This is a genomic window from Seonamhaeicola sp. NFXS20 (assembly GCF_049132085.1).
Classification (GTDB): Bacteria; Bacteroidota; Bacteroidia; order Flavobacteriales; family Flavobacteriaceae; genus Seonamhaeicola.
This window is the reverse complement of record NZ_JAFMPU010000003.1, coordinates 244114-263638: the sequence shown is the minus strand read 5'-3', so window position 1 is coordinate 263638 and position 19525 is coordinate 244114. Positions and strand designations below refer to the sequence as shown.

General features: G+C 30.6%; 11 protein-coding genes. 5 read left to right on the top strand and 6 right to left on the bottom strand.

Annotation, left to right across the window (positions count from 1 at the left end):
• Nucleotides 1–169 precede the first annotated feature (169 nt).
• From J1D01_RS07330 to J1D01_RS07310, 5 genes are all read left to right on the top strand, one after another.
• On the top strand, nucleotides 170–1708 hold the full coding sequence (locus J1D01_RS07330; RefSeq protein ID WP_421150354.1) for an ankyrin repeat domain-containing protein: 1539 nt from the start codon (nucleotides 170–172) through the stop codon (nucleotides 1706–1708).
• Between the two features lie 63 nt (nucleotides 1709–1771).
• Nucleotides 1772–3184 carry an alpha/beta hydrolase gene (locus J1D01_RS07325; protein WP_372937604.1) on the top strand — a complete coding sequence of 471 codons (1413 nt, stop codon included), beginning with the start codon at nucleotides 1772–1774 and terminating at the stop codon, nucleotides 3182–3184.
• A gap of 15 nt (nucleotides 3185–3199) precedes the next feature.
• Nucleotides 3200–4618: a hypothetical protein gene (locus tag J1D01_RS07320; RefSeq protein ID WP_372937605.1), complete on the top strand. Its 1419-nt coding sequence runs from the start codon at nucleotides 3200–3202 to the stop codon at nucleotides 4616–4618.
• A 7-nt stretch (nucleotides 4619–4625) separates the two neighbouring features.
• Nucleotides 4626–6596 (top strand): caspase family protein, encoded by a 1971-nt coding sequence (locus J1D01_RS07315; RefSeq protein ID WP_421150353.1) that lies wholly within the window; start codon nucleotides 4626–4628, stop codon nucleotides 6594–6596.
• Nucleotides 6597–6664: 68 nt separating this feature from the next.
• Nucleotides 6665–9661 (top strand): tetratricopeptide repeat protein, encoded by a 2997-nt coding sequence (locus J1D01_RS07310; protein ID WP_421150352.1) that lies wholly within the window; start codon nucleotides 6665–6667, stop codon nucleotides 9659–9661.
• A gap of 30 nt (nucleotides 9662–9691) precedes the next feature.
• Here J1D01_RS07310 and J1D01_RS07305 read toward each other — a convergent pair whose 3' ends face one another.
• The 6 genes from J1D01_RS07305 to J1D01_RS07280 all read right to left on the bottom strand — a co-directional run bounded on the left by J1D01_RS07305 (nucleotide 9692) and on the right by J1D01_RS07280 (nucleotide 19515).
• The gene (locus tag J1D01_RS07305) at nucleotides 9692–13798 is read right to left on the bottom strand and encodes a caspase family protein (protein WP_421150351.1); all 4107 of its coding nucleotides are present in this window, start codon (nucleotides 13796–13798) and stop codon (nucleotides 9692–9694) included.
• Between the two features lie 2 nt (nucleotides 13799–13800).
• Entirely contained in the window at nucleotides 13801–14580 is a 780-nt protein-coding gene (locus J1D01_RS07300) for a hypothetical protein (RefSeq protein WP_421150350.1), read from the bottom strand.
• A complete protein-coding gene (locus J1D01_RS07295) occupies nucleotides 14556–15722 on the bottom strand; it encodes a CHASE2 domain-containing protein (RefSeq protein WP_421150349.1) in 1167 nt (388 codons plus the stop codon). The genes J1D01_RS07300 and J1D01_RS07295 overlap by 25 nt, the downstream gene beginning before the upstream one ends.
• Nucleotides 15723–15861: 139 nt before the next feature.
• Nucleotides 15862–16140: a F0F1 ATP synthase subunit epsilon gene (locus J1D01_RS07290; protein WP_421150348.1), complete on the bottom strand. Its 279-nt coding sequence runs from the start codon at nucleotides 16138–16140 to the stop codon at nucleotides 15862–15864.
• A 36-nt stretch (nucleotides 16141–16176) separates the two neighbouring features.
• Nucleotides 16177–17685, bottom strand: a complete 1509-nt coding sequence (gene atpD / locus J1D01_RS07285) for a F0F1 ATP synthase subunit beta (protein ID WP_421150347.1) — start codon at nucleotides 17683–17685, stop codon at nucleotides 16177–16179.
• 168 nt (nucleotides 17686–17853) lie between these two features.
• A complete protein-coding gene (locus J1D01_RS07280) occupies nucleotides 17854–19515 on the bottom strand; it encodes a G-D-S-L family lipolytic protein (protein WP_421150346.1) in 1662 nt (553 codons plus the stop codon).
• Nucleotides 19516–19525 lie beyond the last annotated feature (10 nt).

Sequence of the window (19525 nt, the reverse complement as noted above, 5' to 3'; positions counted from 1 at the left end):
AGAGGCTGTAATTTGCTAGAAATTAGGGGTGCAAATTAAAAATGGTACAATTCTTGAAAATTTGGAAGAAAATTAATGTAACTGTAACAAAATACGATAGTTGCATATATTAAATTTTGTTATATTTAAAATTTAAAGCTATTATCATTTTAATTTAACACCCTAACTTATGAGAAGAGTCTTTAGTGTATTTCTATTATTATGCCCAATTATTTCAATTTGGTCTCAACAAGAAAAAGAACCGTTACAATATCCTTTTGAAGAAACCGGTACAGAAGCACCAAGAGGTGTTTACGGAACAGATGACAGAAAAGATGTTAAAGATGCCCATGGTATAGAAGATTTTGTAAGAGCCACAGCAGTAATGATTAGTAAAAAAAATATTGTTGGCAACAAAGTTTATGGTTATACACTTAGAGAACGACTTGAATATAGATTTAAAAGCAAAAATTTTGACAAAAACATTAAGTTTTTAGACCAACCCACAAGTGCTATGTGCACGGGGTTTTTAATTGCCCCAGATATATTAGCAACAGCAGGTCATTGCATTAAAGAATTAGAAGACGCCAAAGACTATGTTTGGATATTTGATTATACCAATGAACTTAAGTATAACAACACCTATAAATACATTGAAATAGACCCAAGAAATGTATATGAAGTCACCGAAGTTATTAAAGCACGGTTAGATGATAGTACGGTTGATGATTACTCCTTTTTAAGGTTAAGTAAAAAATCTGAAAGAGCACCTTACCGGTTTAGAACTAGCGGAAAAATTGGTGATGGCTCTAATGTAAATACCATAGGAAGCCCTACAGGATTACCATTAAAATTTGCCGATAATGCCACTGTAGTAGACAACTCCCAACCTACCTGGTTTAAAAATAGTATAGACACCTTTCCAGGGAATTCTGGTGGTCCCGTTTTTAATCCATACGGATTTATAGAAGGTATTCATGTTAGGGGAGCAGTAGCTCAATCTCAAGATGGTTCTTACACAGGAGATTATAAGTATGATCCGCTTTGTGATTGTATTAAAACCGTAGAGTTTTTAAGTGCTTACTGGACAGCAGGAGCGCAAGCCCACAGAATAACAGCTGTACCATATAATGTATTGCATGAAGCTATTTATGAAAATATTTTATATGCTATTGAAAATAATTTACAAGATCGTCTTAAATCATGGCTTGCCTACTCTTGGATAGTAGATCATGATTATACAAAAAACAGAGGTAGGTTAGAAATGGTTGCTGCCAAAAACAACAATCTTGATGTTTTAAAAACCATTATTTCATTATCAAAAAATGAAAATATTGATATTTATGGCGAAACTTTAATAAAACAAGCCATTAGTAATAACAATATTAGCATGTTAGAGTATTTATTAGAGCAAAATATTCCTTTTGATGCTACTAGTAAAGAAGCTTCATATTTAATGATGAGTGCTTTTGCAAAAAATAATATTGATATGGTTTATGCTATGATGGATAATGGCTGGAACGTAAACACAACCGATGATAAAGGAAATAATTTATTACACTTAGCTGCTGCAAAAAATAACATAACATTATTAAAAAAACTTGTTGCAAAAGGCGTAAAAGCTACAGTAAAAAACAAAGACAAAAAAAGGCCAGAGCAAATTGCCAAAAATTATAAATATAAAACAGCACAGAAGTATTTAAAAAATGTAAGAAAACAGCAAAGTTAATTCTTAGTAATTCACTTTGAAAGTAGTTTTTTGATATTCAATTAATTAATTTATTCAATTATTTTGAAACGTAACCCCATAATTTATGCTATTATTTTATTGTTTATTTCTATTAATTTAGGATTTACACAAAACAATAAAGCTTTTACTTGGAATGATACCACATTGGTTAATTCAAATGAGTGTTTAAGCAATGAAACTAATTTTACTAATTTTAAACTCACCAAAATCACCACTAAAGAAATTAGTAATTTAAAGGTTTATGTAGAGGTTCATTTTAAAAGTAAAATATTTGACAGCTTAGAAGCTTTCAATAATTTCGATTTAGAGTTTTGGCTACTCTCAATTAAGGCTTTTAAAGCCAATGCTAACTTAAAAATTACAGTAGCTTATAGTGTAAACTCTGTAGAACAAGAACAATTTTTTACTTTCTGTTTAAAACATATTGAAAGTGCTGCAAGAGGAGGAGAAACAGCATCACAAAAAACAGAATATGTTAAGCTTCCTGTTTATTTTGCAACAGACAGAAATAAAGTAAACACAAATAATTTAAATGAAGCTTTTGGACCCAAACGTTCTAATTTAAAGTATGGTATTTGTGAGATTAGTATTCCACTAAATCATGATTTAGGCAACATTGAAAGTCCATCTATTTGGCGATTTGAATTTTCAGAAGACCCTTCAAAACATATCATGATTCAAGGTATTAATATGCTTGAAAAAGATAAATTCTTCAAATCTTTATCTAAAGGCATAAAAAAATCAAAATCAAAAAGTACTTTTTTATTTGTACATGGTTACAATACCTCCTTTAGTGAAGCCGCCAAAAGAACCGCTCAAATATCACACGATTTGTTGTTTGACGGAAAACCAGTTTTTTACAGTTGGCCATCTCAAGCTTCAATGTTTAAATACCCTAAAGACGAATCTAATATAGAATGGGCAAGACACAACATTAAAAACTTTTTAGAAGATTATATAACTAAGTCTGAAGCAGAAGATATCTATTTGGTAGCTCATAGCATGGGCAATAGAGGCCTTACAAGAGCTATTGTTGATTTAATAACAGAAAAACCACATTTAAGAAAGCATATAAAAGAAATTATTTTAGCAGCACCAGACATTGATGCCGATGTTTTTAAAAATGATATAGCGCCAAAAATGGCATCAAAAATTCAAAAGCCAATAACCTTATATGTATCATCAGATGATTTAGCTTTAAAAGCCTCAAAAGCATTACACGGAAATCCAAGAGCAGGAGATGCAGGGGAAGGTTTAGTTATTGTTAATGGCATTGAAACTATTGATGCTAGTGGGGTTGATACTAGCTTTTTAAGTCATTCTTATTTTGCAGATACAAACACCATTATTTCAGATATTTTCGACATTATAAAATCTGGAAAACGCGCTCTTAACAGAGAACGATTAAAGTTAATGAAACTCTCAAACAAAATTTATTGGCGCGTAAAACATTAAATCTTAATAATTAATATGAAATTAATTTTTTCAACATTGGTAATACTACTTTTATTGCCTTTAACAGTTATTTCTCAAGACAAATACAAAGTAGTTTACGATTATGGTACTGAGAATGTCTCTTACTATAAATTAGATAAGAGTCATAATATTACAGACACCTTAAACAATCCAAAAATTAAAAGGAACAGTTTAGTTGAAATTCAACTAAAAAATGTGAATCCGTTTGCGGTTGATGTGGTAACCGATGTAAAAGAAGAAGCAGTACATAAAGCCGGTAGTAGTGGTTTTAATTTTAGTTCATTACTTGGCGGAATTAATACGTTTTCTAGTGATAATCTAAACTTAAATGTAGCTAACTTACCTGCGGGTGATTTTTTTAAAAAATCTGGTTCTCGTGGAGATGGTATTACCAGTGGTTTTTCAGACTTAAACGAAAAAACCGCCAATGTAGCAGCATTAAAAACAACTATAATGTCTAATCTTTTAAACCCAAATTTAGATAAAGAAGATATTATTGAAAGTGTTATGGAAACAGCGGGTTTACAACAAGATGCTAGATTGCCAGACCCTAATGAAAATTTTTACGTGTTTTTAACACAGTTAGAAAAAATTGTTAAGGAAGACAAAGCAGAACTTCAAACTAATATAAATGCCATGTCTAAAGAAGTAGATCAGGAAGTAAATAATAGTGAACAAGCCCTCTCTAGAGGAGCACTTATTGAGCGTAATTATATTATTAGCGATTTACAAAACTTATTGGGCTCTTTAAATGAATCAACTTTTCAAACGGTTGAAGATCTTAATAAAATTAAATCATTATACACCATGCTAGAGGCATCTAATTTTAGTAGAACGTATGATTATCAAATAGAAGCAGATAAAGTTGATGTAGAATTAAAGTTTGTGCAAAGTGCATTTGCAAAAAGTGTTGATAGTAACAATGAAGGAAGTTTGCTTAAAACCCGAAACATAAAATTATATTCTAAAGGAGGGTTTAAAATTAATACTGGGGTTGCACTTACATTAAATAATTTTGGTTCAAAATCTAAAGATTATTATGTAACAGAAGACGGTGTTATTGGAGCAGATGATAATGATTATTTTACACCAAATTTAAGCACCATGATTAATTTTTATCCTTACACTGGAGAGAATTTTAATGTTGGCGGTTCTTTTGGGCTGTCTATCCCCATTTCTGGAGAAAATAATATAAAGGGCATTAATTTCTTACTGGGGCCCTCACTTCACTTTGGTAGTGAGAGTAGAGTATCAGTGTCTGGAGGGGTGGCTTATGGCCCTGTAACAAAATTAACAGATGGATTAGAAGTAGGAGATACCACCACCTTTGGCAGTATTGATAATTTTACCAAAGACGTCTATGATTTTGGATATTTCTTTGGAATTTCATTTAGCTTATTCGATTTAAATTAAACTACCTATGAAAAAGATAATTTTAGTATTATTAATCTGTTTTAGTATTCAGTTTTTGCATGCCGAAAAGTATGCTTTAATAATAGCCGTTGGTAACTACCCCAAAAAAACGGGTTGGAGCACTATAAGCTCTGTTAATGATGTACCACTAATAAAACAAACACTTCTTAATCAAAAGTTTGAAGAAGCAAACATTACCCTTTTAATAGATGAGCAAGCCACTTATGCAGGTATAAAAGAAGCTTTAAATAACTTACTAAGTAAGATAAAACCAGATGATATTGTAGTGATTCACTACTCAGGTCACGGGCAACAAATATTTGATGATAATGATGAAGAAATTGACGGTAAAGATGAAGCTTTAGTACCATATGATGCTTGGGTAAGATACAATAACAACTACAAAGGAGAGCACCATTTTCGTGATGATGAATTAGGAGATTATATAACCAAATTCAGAAATAAATTAAGTAAACAAGGTCAGTTACTTTTACTGTTAGATAGTTGTCACTCTGGTTCAAGCACACGTGGCGGAAAAGCAAGAGGTAGTGAAGCTGTTTTTGCTCCAAGTAATTGGCAACCTAACAAAAGCGGTGATGCTTCAGGTAGTGATATGACCGAAAAAACAAAAGAAAAATTACAAGATAATGCTGCGCCTTTTGTGTTAATATCTGGTGCTTCGGCCAATGAATTAAATTATGAATATAAGGGTACAGGCTCATTAAGTTATGCATTTTCAAAAGCCATGAATAGTTTGGGTAGTAACTTTTCATATAACCAGCTATTTGCAAAAATTGAGAGCCAGATGATTGTGATTTCTCCAAAGCAAAACCCTACTATTGAGGGCGATTTAAACGTTAAATTATTCAATAATAGTTACGTAAAACAGCAGCCTTATTATAAAGTAAAGTCGGTTCCTAGAGCCGATATTATTAAAATTCAAGCAGGTAAAATTCAAGGATTGTTTAAAAACACAACCGTTAATGTTTTACCATCTGCAACTACTAAAGTTGAAGACGATAAAATTATTACAAAAGGTATCATTACAGTATCAAAATTTAACGAATCTATTATTAAACTAGATACGCCGTTAGATGATTTTAATGAAAAAAACTATTGGGTATTTATTGATGAACCTTCTTATGGCGATATTGCTGTTAATGTGTTTTTTGATAAATCATTAAAAGACAATACAATTACAAATGGCGTTTCAGAATTTTTATTAGAAAAAAACTTAGGAGCGGTTGTAAAAAAGATAGATTCTGCAGATGTTGTTTTAACTACCGAGGGTAATAATATTACACTAAAAGCTACCAATGGATTAATTGATATTGATAAAGATGAAGAAACTAGAGGAAGCACATCAGTTGATGCTATTAACCAAAAATTGTTTGCCTTTGCACAAGGTCAATATTTAAAAAATTTAGAATTTAAAAATTATAACTATGAGTTTGAATTTAAACTCTTGCCTATTGAATATGATGTGTTAACCGATGCGGTTGGAAACGTTTTAGACCCCTCAACACTAACTAATAAGAATGGTACCTTTCAAGTAAAACCAGAGGTTGATAATGTAGTATTACAAGTAACTAATAAAAGTGAAAGACCACTGTATTTTAGCATTATTGAAATTAACTCAAAAGGAGAAATTTTTCCTTTTATGCCTAATGATAATTGTTCTTTAAATGATGATGAAAGAAAGTTGGCTCCTGGACAAACTATGATATTTAAAGATTGTATTTTTTCATTTGGGCCGCCATATGAAAAACTTATTTTAAAAGGATTTGCTACATCAACACCTATTAATTTTCAACCTACTGTAGAAACCAGAGGCGATAATTCTAGAAATGTAGCTAATCCGTTAGAAACTTTTTTAGCCAATAGTTTTGCGCAATCAAGGGGTAGCTCAGGAAAAAAATCAAGCGCTAGAATTGATGGTTATAGCACCGAGTTTGTTTATGAAATAGTCAAAAAATAATACTTACTATAGTAACGTATACATAGTAATAAGCGCGTAATTATAGAAAGCTTTTTAAATTAAAGCGTATGAAACATTTTTTAGCTGTGTTTTTTTCTCTTGTAGTATTAACGGGTTTAGCTCAAGAAGGAGAACGTGGTTCTATTGCTAAAAAAACTAATACAATTTCTGAAGGCGTTAAACATGCCTTGGTAGTTGGTATATCTAAATATCATGAAGCAGGTTTGCGCCTCAACTATGCTAAAAATGATGCCGCTTTATTTAAAGATTACCTTTTGCTTTCTGAAAAAATACCAGTAGAAAATATAGCTTATTTAGTAGATGAAGATGCGGTATCAATCAATATTTTAAGGTCTTTAAAAAAGTTATTACAAAATACTCAATCTGGAGATGTAGTTTATATATACTTTGCAGGTCATGGAGATGTGGTTGATGATTTTGGTGAAAAAGAAGGGTTTCTTTTAGCAGCCGATGCCAATGCCAATCAAGAATATTATGCAGGAGGCGTGGTGCCATTAGCTTTGTTAAATGATAAGGTTGTTGGTAAAATGGCAGAAAAAGGTGTAAAAGTTATTCTTATTCTAGATGCTTGTAGGTCTGGATTTATCTTTCAGGAAGGAACACAAAAAAATATGGGAACCATTCAAGCCATGTTTGAAAATTCAACTAAAATTTTAAGCTGTGGTCCCAATGAATTATCCTATGAAAGCAGTGATATTAGTCATGGGTATTTTACCTATTACTTGGTAAAAGGTCTTTTAGGAAAAGCCGATAGTAATACCGATAATAATTTGCAGTATAGGGAGTTAGATGATTATTTGTATGATAATGTATCGGCTACCGTTTCTAAAAAACACAAGCAAAGTCAAACCCCAGTTTTAAGAACTCAAAACGATAGGTTAGTATTAAAACCTGTTAATATTGCCGATAATAATATTGATATTGAATCTTTTAAAAATAACATTAAAAGCAGTACTGCAATAGCTTCGGTAAGGGGCGTTAATTCAGAAAAAACCCCAGAGGTAGCAGGAGTTATTAAAAGTTTTAATACGGCTATTACTAAAAAGAACTATTATGGCAGGCCAACAAGTGCCTTAGAACTTTATAAGAATGCTTCTAAAAACAGTACATTTACTGAGGGTTTATTGTTTAAAATGGCATCTGAATTAATTAAAGAGTTATCAACTTCGGCTCAACAATTAATCAATAAATATATTAGTGGCGCTTCTGTTTTACCACAGGGAACAGAGTTTAGTAAACAAGCAAAACATCTTGAAATTTGTTTAGAATTAATGGGTGAAGATGATTTTCTTTATGATAGGGTGTATTCTAGCAAACTTATGTTAGATGCTTATGCCATTATACAAAGCAAAAATTATAGTGCATACAATGTTGCTAAGAAAAAACTAAAAGAAGCTTTAAAAGTTCAATCTAGAGCAGCTTACATTCATAATGCACTGGGCATGGTGTATAGTTATCAACAAGTATATGATAGTGCTCATTATCATTATAAAGAAGCAAAAGAACTCATTACAACTTGGGCAACACCAGTAAAAAATATAGGAGTTAATCTTTTAGAGCAATACCAATATGACGAAGCCAAAGAATACTTAGATTCATCATTAGGTATGACTGGTTCTAACGAAGATTCTTTCATTAAATTAGGAATAATTAATGAAAATCAAGGTAAATATAAACTAGCAGAAAACTATTATAAAAAGGCTTTAGAAATTAATCCTAAAAACACAATTGCTCTAAAAAAGATGAGCGATATCTATGAGTTAAAAGGAAATTTAAAAAATGCTGCTATATGGTATAATAAAGTTTTTGAGTTAGACTCCTTGAAAACCATTATTGAAACAGGACTTAATGCATATATTGATAATAATAATGTAGATAACAAAACAGCAGAACAACTTTTTTTAAATGCTATAGATTTACAACCAAACACATCGGTAGTTTATTGTGAATACGCAGATTATTTAAGAACTAATAAAACAAATAAAAACAGATTGCGTTATGCCGATTCATTATATGGTTTAGCCATAAAAAAAGATCCACATAACACATGGGCTTATGCGGGAAGAGGTAGGTTATATTACAACATGCGAAATGCTAAGAAAGCTAAACAATCGTTTGAAGAAGGCATAGCAAAGAACCCTAATAAACCTTTGTCTTACTACTATTATGCAGAGTATTTTAAAAATGTTTTTAAAAATAACCAGTACGCAGAACCTTTTTACTTGAAGGCCATAAAAAAAGATAAATATTTTATTCCAGCCTATAGTGGGTTAGTAGAAATTTATAATAAACAGAAGCAATACAGTAAATCTATTACTTTATTGAATAACATGATTAAAACCACACCAGAGGCGCCAGATTTTTGGAATCTTTTGGGAGATACCTATTATGAAAAAGGAGCTTATTTAGATGCTATAAATGCCTTTAAAGAAGCTATAAAACTAGATGAATCTTACTCAAAGAGTTATGTGAATTTAGGTTATAGTGAATTACATTCTAACAATTTTGAAGCTGCCAAAACGTACTATCATAAAGCTGTAGATAATAACCCTGTAAAGAACAAATCGTCAGATATTGCTGCTTATATTGTATCAATGGCTAAGAATAAAAATAGATTTGGAACACCGCAAGAAACTAAAGACTTATTTAAACTTGCCTATGATATTGATGTTTCTGGAAACTCAGGAATCCCTTATTCAGAATGTTTGTATCTAAATTCAGAACCCGATTTAGCGTTTAAAATTGCAGAGAGTACTTATAAAAAAGTAAAAGGAATAAATTTAGAAACCGATGTTTTAAAGCTTTTGGTTAAATGCTCAATTGATAATAATGATAGTATTAATGCAGATAAATATTTTAAAATATTAAGTACTGTAAATAAATCTCCAGATTTACTATTGGCGGGTATTTATTATATTTTTAAAGGTGATGTTAATAGCGGATATGCCTTAATAGATAAAACAAACCCGTTAATATTAAGGTCTCCCAAACTAAAGGAAATGTATAGTAAGGAAACCATTCAAAACTATATTTTTAAAAATTAATGGTTGTATTTGTGTGATTTGAATAAGTTATTACCACATTTTTAAGTTAGAATTTGTGTTTAATTCTCGTAAATCAGGAACTTGTTTTCCGTTGGTAGTTATCATGACATCTTTAAGTAATTCTTCAATATTTTCAGTAGTAATGTGTATTGATTTCTGTAAATCTTTTTCGTCAATAAAAAGACCATTACCATTTAACTCTTTCTTTAGTAATTTTATATAGGCCGATGTAAAAGCGCCATTACCCAATTCTTGGTTTTCATAAGCTACGTCTTCGCCAGAAGAAGCAGAAATGATTGTAATACCACTGGTAGATAAAAAGTCTTTAAACAAAGAGGATATTATTTCTGACACTTTAAATTTAGAGTTTTTACTAGTTTTTCTAGATTTTGAACCACGTTCATTGGTGTTGCTGTTAGTATGAATTACATCAATTTCAGAAGTATCCATATCTAAAGTATTTCCAGAATGGCAAGAATCCATTAATAGTAATATGTTTTTAGAGAGGCTTTTGTTTAAACTTTCTATAATGGTATTTAAAGAAACTCCTTTTTTTGTTACCTTATTAAAATCCATATCATGAGGTGCAAAGTAGTAGTTTAAGTCTTTATCTAAAACCCCATGACCAGCAAGAAATACAATAATTTGGTCATTACTTTTAGCTTTTTCAAAAAATTTAATTAAAGCCAATTTAATATTATTATTTGTAGCATTGGCATTAATAATATGTTTTATATGCGTTTGTTTAAATGAAAAAGGCGTGTTTTTTTCTAATAATTCATTAGACCCAAAGAGGTCTTCTTTTACTAATGGCGGGGTAGATTTAATCCAAAAAGGGATGTTGTTAAACCAGCTAAAGGCAAATGCATTATTAACAACTATACTGTCTTTTAGTGCACCTTCTAGATTATAAGTTTCAATTGTATAGGTTTTTTGAGAATCAACATTTAAAAAAGATATCGTTTTTCCATCATCTGAAACAAATAATTCTGTGTTATAATCAATGGTTTTTTCAATATTTAATTTAGTGGGTATAGGTGAATTATTTGTTAAATCAACCCAAAATAAATCTTTATAATCGGCATAAATTAGGTAATTTCTATTGTTAGAAATGGCTTTAAGTTGAGGGGCAGTTCCATAAACGGTGTCGAATGTTTTTTGTCCGTTTTCAAAAACTTCAACAACATCAATTTTAAATTTAATAGTATTAGAAACTGATTTGTTTGTTTCTCCTATTTCTAAAATACCGTAGTTATTACTGCCATTAAAGTTAGAAGATAATTGCACCCACTTATTATTGGTTGTTAGTTTAGGAGCTCCTTTTGTTTGGGTAAAAGGCAGTTTTATTTTTTTTAATTGTTTTGATGAAAACGTAAATTGGTAATAGTCATTATTTTCATCTATAATATAAAATCCAGAGTTGTCGGGATTAATAAAAATTAGCTGATTAATTGAAACGAAAGGTGTTTTAAAGTCTTTTGGAACGTTTATTTTTTCGGTAGTTTTGTTGTTAAAATCCCAAAGGAAAAAGTCTGCATAATTCTCTTCTAACCAAAGTGTTCTATCTGTATTTACAGCATATAAATTACCTGCACTTTTGTAACTTTCAAAATATTTATTTACAGATTTAATAGGCTCATTAGCATTAAATAAGGTGAATTGATTACCAAAAAATTTAGTTTTATATTCCAACATATCTTTTTTAGGTAGTTTTCCATAAATCTTAGCAATATCAACAGCATCTTTATCGGCAAAGGTTAAATTGAAATTGGTTTGTTGGTATTCTGAAACACCAATAGAAAGCACGTATAATTCTGGAGGTAACAGATTTTTATCAGTTTTAGAATTTAGAATTTCATTGTTATTTTGTTGCTTTTCAGCTTTAATATTAAGTGCTTTTTTTAAAGCGCTTACATATTGCATGTTTGGGGTTCCAAATATATTTAACACCTTTTCTGGGTTAAAATAAAGGGTTTCTGCTTTATCTATTGGAACAACTTTATTGCTTTTATAAGCTGTGAAAAAATCTTCAGAATTAACATTACTAAAAAAGTAACCATTACTATCAATAAAAGCATGTGTGCTTTTATTGGGGTGTATCATTGTCCCAATTTCCTTTAACGTATTTGTATTATAAATAGAAATTTTGCCATTACTAAAACTAATCATTAATTTGTCTCCGTTTTGGTTTAATGATACTCTAACAGGAAATTCAGATTGGTGAAATTGTAAGGTTTTGTTGTTAAAAAGGAGTCCAAAACCATCAGCTATCATTGCTATATTGTTATTAGCGTTAGTTACATCTGTTATATAAACACAGTCTGATTTTTGACTTTTAAATTTTGAAGTAGTTGCATCAAATTCAATTACAATTGACTCTTTGTTGCATTTATTCATATCTAATTTATAATATGAATTACTAATAATAAATGAATTATCTTCAATACTAAATAGTTTGTATTTTCCATTTACTAAATTGGTACTAAAAACAACTTTTTGAGTTTTAATTTCTTGTATTTCAGCAATGTTATCAGAATTTATAGTTAATAAATAGTCTCCGTTATTTGAAAGTTTTCCAAACTTGTATTTGCCTTTTAAAACACTTAATTTGTTGCTGTTTAACAATACAAATTCTTGGGGCTCGGTAAAACCACCATTGCTATACAAGCGTTTGCTTAATAGAAGTAGATTTTTAGAATTGTTATAATCTAATATGGTAGTGTAATTTCTGTTTTCTTCAGCTATTTTTTCAACTTTATCTTTTATAAAATCATAGATGTAAAAACCGTAATTTTGGTTATATTCATCAATTTTTTTGTAGCCATAAAACGGATAAATACCAGTAAGTTCATTAATATTAAATGTGGCTTTTGTAAACTCTACAACGCTGTGTTTTGCTTCTAAATAATTGGTAAAATCTAATTTGTTAAATCTATTATTAAAAGTGCCTGTTTCAAAATATTTTATTTGATGCTCATAACTAGTGAGTAGATTTGTCTGCAGTTCATTACCCATAACCATCCAATTGTTATTAGGTAAAAAGGTTCCAGAATAAAACTTGACAGATTCTTTTGGGACTTGTTTTTTAATGACTTTTGAATCAATATCATAAATAGTAAAGCTATTTATACTATTAAAATTAGCGTTAAAAGGTTCAAAAAACACATATTCGTTTTTTTTCTTAATTAACAGGCATTGTGCGGTTCCGTTTTTTGTTTTAGGCATTTCATAGCTAAACTTACCATGTTCTTTTTTTATAAGGATTGGGTTATAGGTCATGGTCGAATTTGAACTTATAGCAATAGGGTAAGCGCTCCCTGTATTAAAGGTATTTACGTTTGTAAACTTGCCTAAAATATTTTCTACCGTAAATACAGGGTTAGTAAATTTTGGGTTTTTGCTTAAGTTATATATATGGGTTTTATTGTTTTTTGTGTCTGTATTAACAGAAAATAACTCGTCTGTATTAATATCAAAAAACACGTGGATGATTACTTGTGTTTCTGGAACGGGTAAGTTAATTATTTCCTTGGCAGTCTGGGTATTTATAACTGCTAGGTTTTGTTGTAGTCCTAATTTATTTTCAACAAATGCTACTGTAAAATGATTGTTGTTGGTAGCTGCAATTTCTACGTTATTTTTAGGGTAGGCAGAGGTTATTTTTTTAAAATTTTTGTCAAAAACTTCAAGAATATGCAGATGTTGATTTTTAGATTTGACTATAATAATATCTTCTTGTTTACCAATAAAACTGCCTGATAAGTTTTTTTTAAAAATTACTTTATTATCGTAAAGCCTAATGCCAATTAAAGAATCTGTTTTTCCATCGCTAAACTTATATTTTTGGTTAAGTAGCAACAGAGAGTCATGTTTAACCAATCGCATATTTTCAACAGGTATTCCAGATGCTTTTCTAAGCGTTTTGTAATAAGAATAATTACTAGTGTTATACATTAATATTTTTCCTGAGTTATCAGCAGAAATGAAATATTTGCCATCTTCAGTAGGAATAATTTCGGTAAGTGAAGCGGCGTGATAGTCTTTTAAGTTAACAGTAATATTGTTATTAGTTTGAGAAAAACTCAACATTGAAATGATGTTGAATAGGAAAGCAAATGTAATTTTTAAATAGCTCATAGTTATTTACATAATCCGTAAGTTTCACAAAGGATGCTTTCTATTTCTATTTCTGAAAGATTCATGGCTTTTAAGTCTGAAATAAAATCTTTATATAGCGTTTTTTCTTCTTGGTAGGTGTTTCTATCAATTAGTTCAAAACTAAAAAACGGTAAGTTATCAAGGTTAGGAAAAGCATTAGTAGAAACTGTCCATTCAAAATGAGAACCTTCATAAAATAAAGGATTATCATTGTATAGAGCCATTTGAGAACCGTTTGTTTCAATCTTTAAAATAGCATCAGTTTTAATATTTTTTATAAACACATAATATAGTTTGGTATCTTTTAAAGTTTGCCATTTTAAATTGATTTTAGAGCTGGCTAGTTTACAGGTATCTTTAGGGGTAATCATTAATAAATCGCCTCTAAAAACACCGCCAATTAGGGTGTTTCCGTCGTCAGAACTTGTTAGTTCTTCCCAAATATGTTTAAAGTAGGTTGAAGTAAAACTAGATTTGTTGTCTTTTACTTTAAAGTTAAGTAGATTACTGAAATTATATTTACCATCAACGTTTATTTTATAAGAGTTACCATTATTGTCTATAGTTGTTAATTCTGATTGAGGTAAAACGTGTACTAAGCTTTTTTTATTTATCAGGGCACCTTTTTTTAAACTTGTTTGTGTGCCTTTATCTTCAATTAGTAAGGTGCCTTTTGTTTTGTAAACACAAAGCGAATTTTGGGCACACAAAGGTTGTACACAAAATAATAGAAAAACTAGTTTAACAAATAACTTTGCCATTTAAAACGCTTTTTTAAAAAATCTAGAAGATAAACATAAAAGTCTATCATTTCTAAACTAAAAATAGTTAATACCAAAATAGGTGTTATATAAATGTATATATTTTGTCTAAGCAATAAAAGTGCCAAGTATAGTAAAGTAATTGAAATGATTAATTGTATTAGTTTAATTATAATATCATAAAGTAATTCACTTTTTTTATAAAGTTTAATTGCTAACATAACGATAAAAAATGTACAAATAAAGGCTAGTAAATAAACTATAGTTTTGGGCACTTTACTAATAAAGTTATTTGTAGTTAACATCTTTATTATGTTAGCATGAATTAAAACTCCAAACATATCGGGGGTAGATTTACCCACAAAGGTTTCATTAAGAGGTGTAAAATGTTTGTCTTCTATATCAAAAGCATTGCCTGTAGGAGTTCCTAAATAGCCAAATAAAACTATGGCATTTGTTATTGATGGAATTGTCTCTAAATCTAACAATTCATCTATGTCAAAAGTTAAAAAAGCATCTAAATTTCCAAAGTAATTTATAGGAATGCCTTCGCTTAAAGTTTCAACATCTTTTTTACTCAATTTACCAGCTTTTAAGGCTACTTGAGTAGCAAAAGATAATTTATTTTCTGTTTTTTTAATTCCTAAAAAATCTCTAATTACTTTGTCCTCATTATTGAAGTTTACATTAATAAAGCCCTGATTTTCATTATTAGTTTTAAAGTAATTATGATTTGTAATTAAAGAATCTCCTTCAAAATAATAAGCGGTGATAATATTATCATATTTGTTTAAAACAGCTTTTAATATAGAATCTGTAAAAGTGTTTTTTTGTTCTTTAAAAATGGCATCAATACCAATTGCTTTGGGGTTTTGTTGTTGTACTTTCTCAATAGCTTGGGCAATGGTAAACCTATCACTTTGTTTTATATTAACAATAATAATGTCTTTTTCAACGCTGTTATTTGTATAAATTTTAGAGTAATAAATATCTGTAAATCTAAAGTCTTTAAAAGCTTTGTAAAAGGGGTCTAAAACACTAATGTTTAAAAAAACAAATAATAAAATTCCAGAAACAATAAAAGTAAGTAAAGTACATAGAAAACTATCTCTCCATAGCAATTTGGTTTGTTCTGAAATCATATAAACACGTTCTAAAATTTAAATATATAAATTAAATATTATTAGTTTACTAATATTTAGTATAACATGATAAAAATTAGGCAAATAAAAAAGCGCACCCATGGTGCGCTTTTTTATTATTTATTATATGTAGCAAAAATTAATCTGCTAAAACAATAACTTTATTGTTGTTCATTTCAATAGTACCAGAATTAATGTGTAATAAAGTTGTGTTTTTATCACCTTTAGTAAATTTATCCTGTACTTCTTCATCTAATTCAATAGTTCCAAAAATTTTCACAGAACCTTCTTTTAACAAAGATACAATAGGTGCGTGATCTTTAAGCATTTGAAACTCACCATTCACTCCTGGAACAGCAACCGATTCAACTTCTCCACTAAATAAAGTGGCTTCTGGTGATACAATTTCTAAATACATGTTTTTATAATTGTCAATTGATAATTATCAATTGGATTACGCTTCAGCTAACATTTTTTCTCCAGCTTCAATGGCGTCTTCAATGGTACCTTTAAGGTTGAATGCCGCTTCTGGAAGGTGGTCTAATTCACCATCCATAATCATATTAAAGCCTTTAATAGTGTCTTTAATATCTACTAAAACCCCAGGTATACCAGTAAATTGCTCCGCAACGTGGAATGGTTGTGATAAGAAACGTTGTACACGTCTTGCTCTTGATACAGCTAATTTATCTTCTTCAGAAAGCTCTTCCATACCAAGGATAGCAATAATGTCCTGTAATTCTTTATAGCGTTGTAATAACTCTTTTACTCTTTGAGCACAGTTATAATGATCTGCTCCTAAAATATCGGCAGTTAAGATTCTTGAAGTAGAATCTAATGGATCTACCGCAGGATAAATACCTAACTCAGCAATTTTACGAGATAATACTGTTGTAGCATCTAAGTGAGCAAACGTTGTTGCTGGTGCTGGATCTGTTAAATCATCTGCAGGTACGTATACTGCTTGTACAGATGTAATAGATCCTTTTTTAGTAGATGTAATACGTTCTTGCATAGCACCCATTTCTGTTGCTAATGTTGGTTGGTAACCTACCGCAGAAGGCATACGACCTAAAAGAGCTGATACCTCTGAACCTGCTTGTGTAAAACGGAAAATGTTATCTACGAAGAAAAGTACATCTTTTCCTTGTCCATCTCCAGCTCCATCACGGAAATATTCAGCAATAGTTAAACCAGATAAAGCAACACGCGCACGTGCCCCTGGTGGCTCATTCATTTGTCCGAATACGAAAGTAGCTTTAGAATCTTTCATGGCTGCTTTATCAACTTTTGCTAAATCCCATCCGCCTTCTTCCATAGAGTGTAAGAAATCATCACCGTATTTAATAATACCAGATTCTAACATCTCTCTTAAAAGGTCATTTCCTTCACGAGTTCTTTCACCTACACCGGCAAATACCGATAAACCACCGTGACCTTTTGCAATATTGTTAATTAATTCTTGAATTAATACTGTTTTACCTACACCGGCACCACCAAATAATCCAATTTTACCACCTTTAGCGTAAGGCTCAATTAAATCGATAACTTTAATTCCTGTAAATAACACTTCTGTTGAAGTAGATAAATCTTCAAATTTAGGAGCTTGACGGTGAATTGGTAACCCATCATCATTAGCTTTAGGTAAATTACCTAAACCATCAATAGCATCTCCAATTACGTTAAATAAACGTCCGTAAACATCTTCGCCTATAGGCATTTGAATTGGTGCTCCTGTTGCAAAAACTTCTGTTCCTCTGCTTAAACCATCTGATGAATCCATTGCAATAGTACGAACCGTATCTTCACCAATGTGAGATTGTACTTCAAGCACTAATGTAGAGCCATCAGGTCTTTTAATTTCTAACGAATCGTAAATCTTTGGAAGTTCAGACCCTGCTCCGAATTCTACATCAATAACTGGTCCTACTATTTGTGCAACTTTACCTGTAACTTTTGACATTACTTATCTGTTTAATATTATGCGATTTAATTGTATGAAAACATGCTTTTGTTTTCGGCTGCAAAGATATATTTTTTAATTTAAAAAGAAAGTTGTTTTTTAAGCTTTTTTCTAATAAAAAAACACCTTCGGTTAGAAGGTGTCTTCGTTTAATTTTTTAATTAGTGTTTATTGTAACGTTGGGGAATAGTTAGTTGGATAATTTCCTATATCAACTAAATTTCCTGAGGTTTCAAAATTTGTTCCATAAGTAGCATCAATAGCTTTCAAAAATTCATTTGCCATAAATGCATAGCCTCTTGCTGTTAGATGCACTCCATCTAAAGAAAAAGCGCCACCGGTTACTAAGTTAGAAGTTAAAATAAAATTATCTGATGCTAATCCTGTTGTAGCTAATTCTGATAGTAAAGAGTTTGCATCAACAAAAGCTAAACCAGCGGCATCAGCAGTATTTTTAATAGTGGTATTAAATTCATCAATAGCTGTTTTAATTTCTTCTTGTTCACTTGGTAGTAATACCCATTTGTCTATTAAAGGCAATGTTATACCTTCAACTGAAAATTGTGCAGCTAAAGCATCTGATAACCCATAGCCTTTTAGAGCATTGAATGAAAAACTATTAACTTCACCAATTACGGAAGCACTTGATAGTAGTAACAAATCATTTTCATTGGCTTGTCTTGCTTGTCCATAGGCATTGCCCATTAAGGTTGCTACTAAAGGAACTTCTTGTTCAGACAAGCCTAAGCTTTGAACAAATAATGAAAAGCTAGAACTAGAACTTAAGGCAGCTGTAATTTGAGCAGATAAATCAGTTAATGTTTCGTCATAAATAACCACGCCATTAGCTTCTGTTGTAGAAAAGGTAATGGTTCTAGAGGGGTCTAAAGCTTCAAAAATTTGATTTATAGCTCCGTAAACTTGATTTAATGTTGGTATTTGTGCAATAAGTGCAGGTCCATTATCTTCATCATTAGGGTCTAAAGCATCGTAGGTAACTGTTGTAAAGTGTGGGATATCTGTTACATAAGGGATGTTTGCCATAATACCTTTAGCACCATTAGAAGTTAAAGTGGTTACTAAAGAGCCAATAGCAAAATCAAAAGTAGTTTTATCTGTAATTGGGTCTGATCCGTCACCACCTGTGGTTGCATACCCTAAAACATCATTATTACCTGCCCAAAGTGTAAAAAATGTTGGGTTTTGGCTCATGGCTAATTCTAAAATACTTGCATTAGGAGTGATACCAGTCATTCTTATAAAATACGGATTAGCTGCAGAAGGAAAGTTGGCAATGTTTCCATAACCTGGAGCAATCATGTGGTAACTTTTAGCACCTGGAACGCCCATATTATTAAACGGTCCTGTTGGATTATTTAATAAAAAGTCTGTTGTTGGGGTTACACTTCCTATTACTTCTTCTAAGGCTAAAGGCGCACTACCAGTTGTAACCAAACGAGGTGTAAAAAGTTGTTCGCCTGTGTCTGGATCATAAAGAATATTTCCGCCTAAAATAAGTCCACCAAAATTATCATTCATTAAGGGTTGTGTGAATGAGCCACCACCTAACATTGCAAATTTTTGCGATAGTATGTTAGGCATGGAGTTTTCTTGACCAGCAATAAAAAGCGCATTGTCTGTAAAACCAGCAGTTAATGAGTTTCCTACAGCTACATAGGTTGAAAAATCAACGGAACCGGTATTTAAATCTGGCACTATTTCAGTGCTTGTATCTATATTAAAATCGGCTAAAACATCTTCAGGGTCGTTACAAGCAACTAATCCAAGAAGAGCAATAAAAAGCCCTATATATTTTGAGTTAAAATTCATTTTCATAATA

Bases quoted from the DNA above. Each gene is read 5' to 3' on its own strand.
- J1D01_RS07330 (WP_421150354.1), top strand. From the start codon at position 170: ATGAGAAGAGTCTTTAGTGTATTTCTATTATTATGCCCAATTATTTCA.
- J1D01_RS07320 (WP_372937605.1), top strand. From the start codon at position 3,200: ATGAAATTAATTTTTTCAACATTGGTAATACTACTTTTATTGCCTTTA.
- J1D01_RS07315 (WP_421150353.1), top strand. From the start codon at position 4,626: ATGAAAAAGATAATTTTAGTATTATTAATCTGTTTTAGTATTCAGTTT.
- J1D01_RS07310 (WP_421150352.1), top strand. From the start codon at position 6,665: ATGAAACATTTTTTAGCTGTGTTTTTTTCTCTTGTAGTATTAACGGGT.
- J1D01_RS07305 (WP_421150351.1), bottom strand. From the start codon at position 13,798: ATGAGCTATTTAAAAATTACATTTGCTTTCCTATTCAACATCATTTCA.
- J1D01_RS07300 (WP_421150350.1), bottom strand. From the start codon at position 14,580: ATGGCAAAGTTATTTGTTAAACTAGTTTTTCTATTATTTTGTGTACAA.
- J1D01_RS07295 (WP_421150349.1), bottom strand. From the start codon at position 15,722: ATGATTTCAGAACAAACCAAATTGCTATGGAGAGATAGTTTTCTATGT.
- J1D01_RS07290 (WP_421150348.1), bottom strand. From the start codon at position 16,140: ATGTATTTAGAAATTGTATCACCAGAAGCCACTTTATTTAGTGGAGAA.
- atpD (WP_421150347.1), bottom strand. From the start codon at position 17,685: ATGTCAAAAGTTACAGGTAAAGTTGCACAAATAGTAGGACCAGTTATT.
- J1D01_RS07280 (WP_421150346.1), bottom strand. From the start codon at position 19,515: ATGAATTTTAACTCAAAATATATAGGGCTTTTTATTGCTCTTCTTGGA.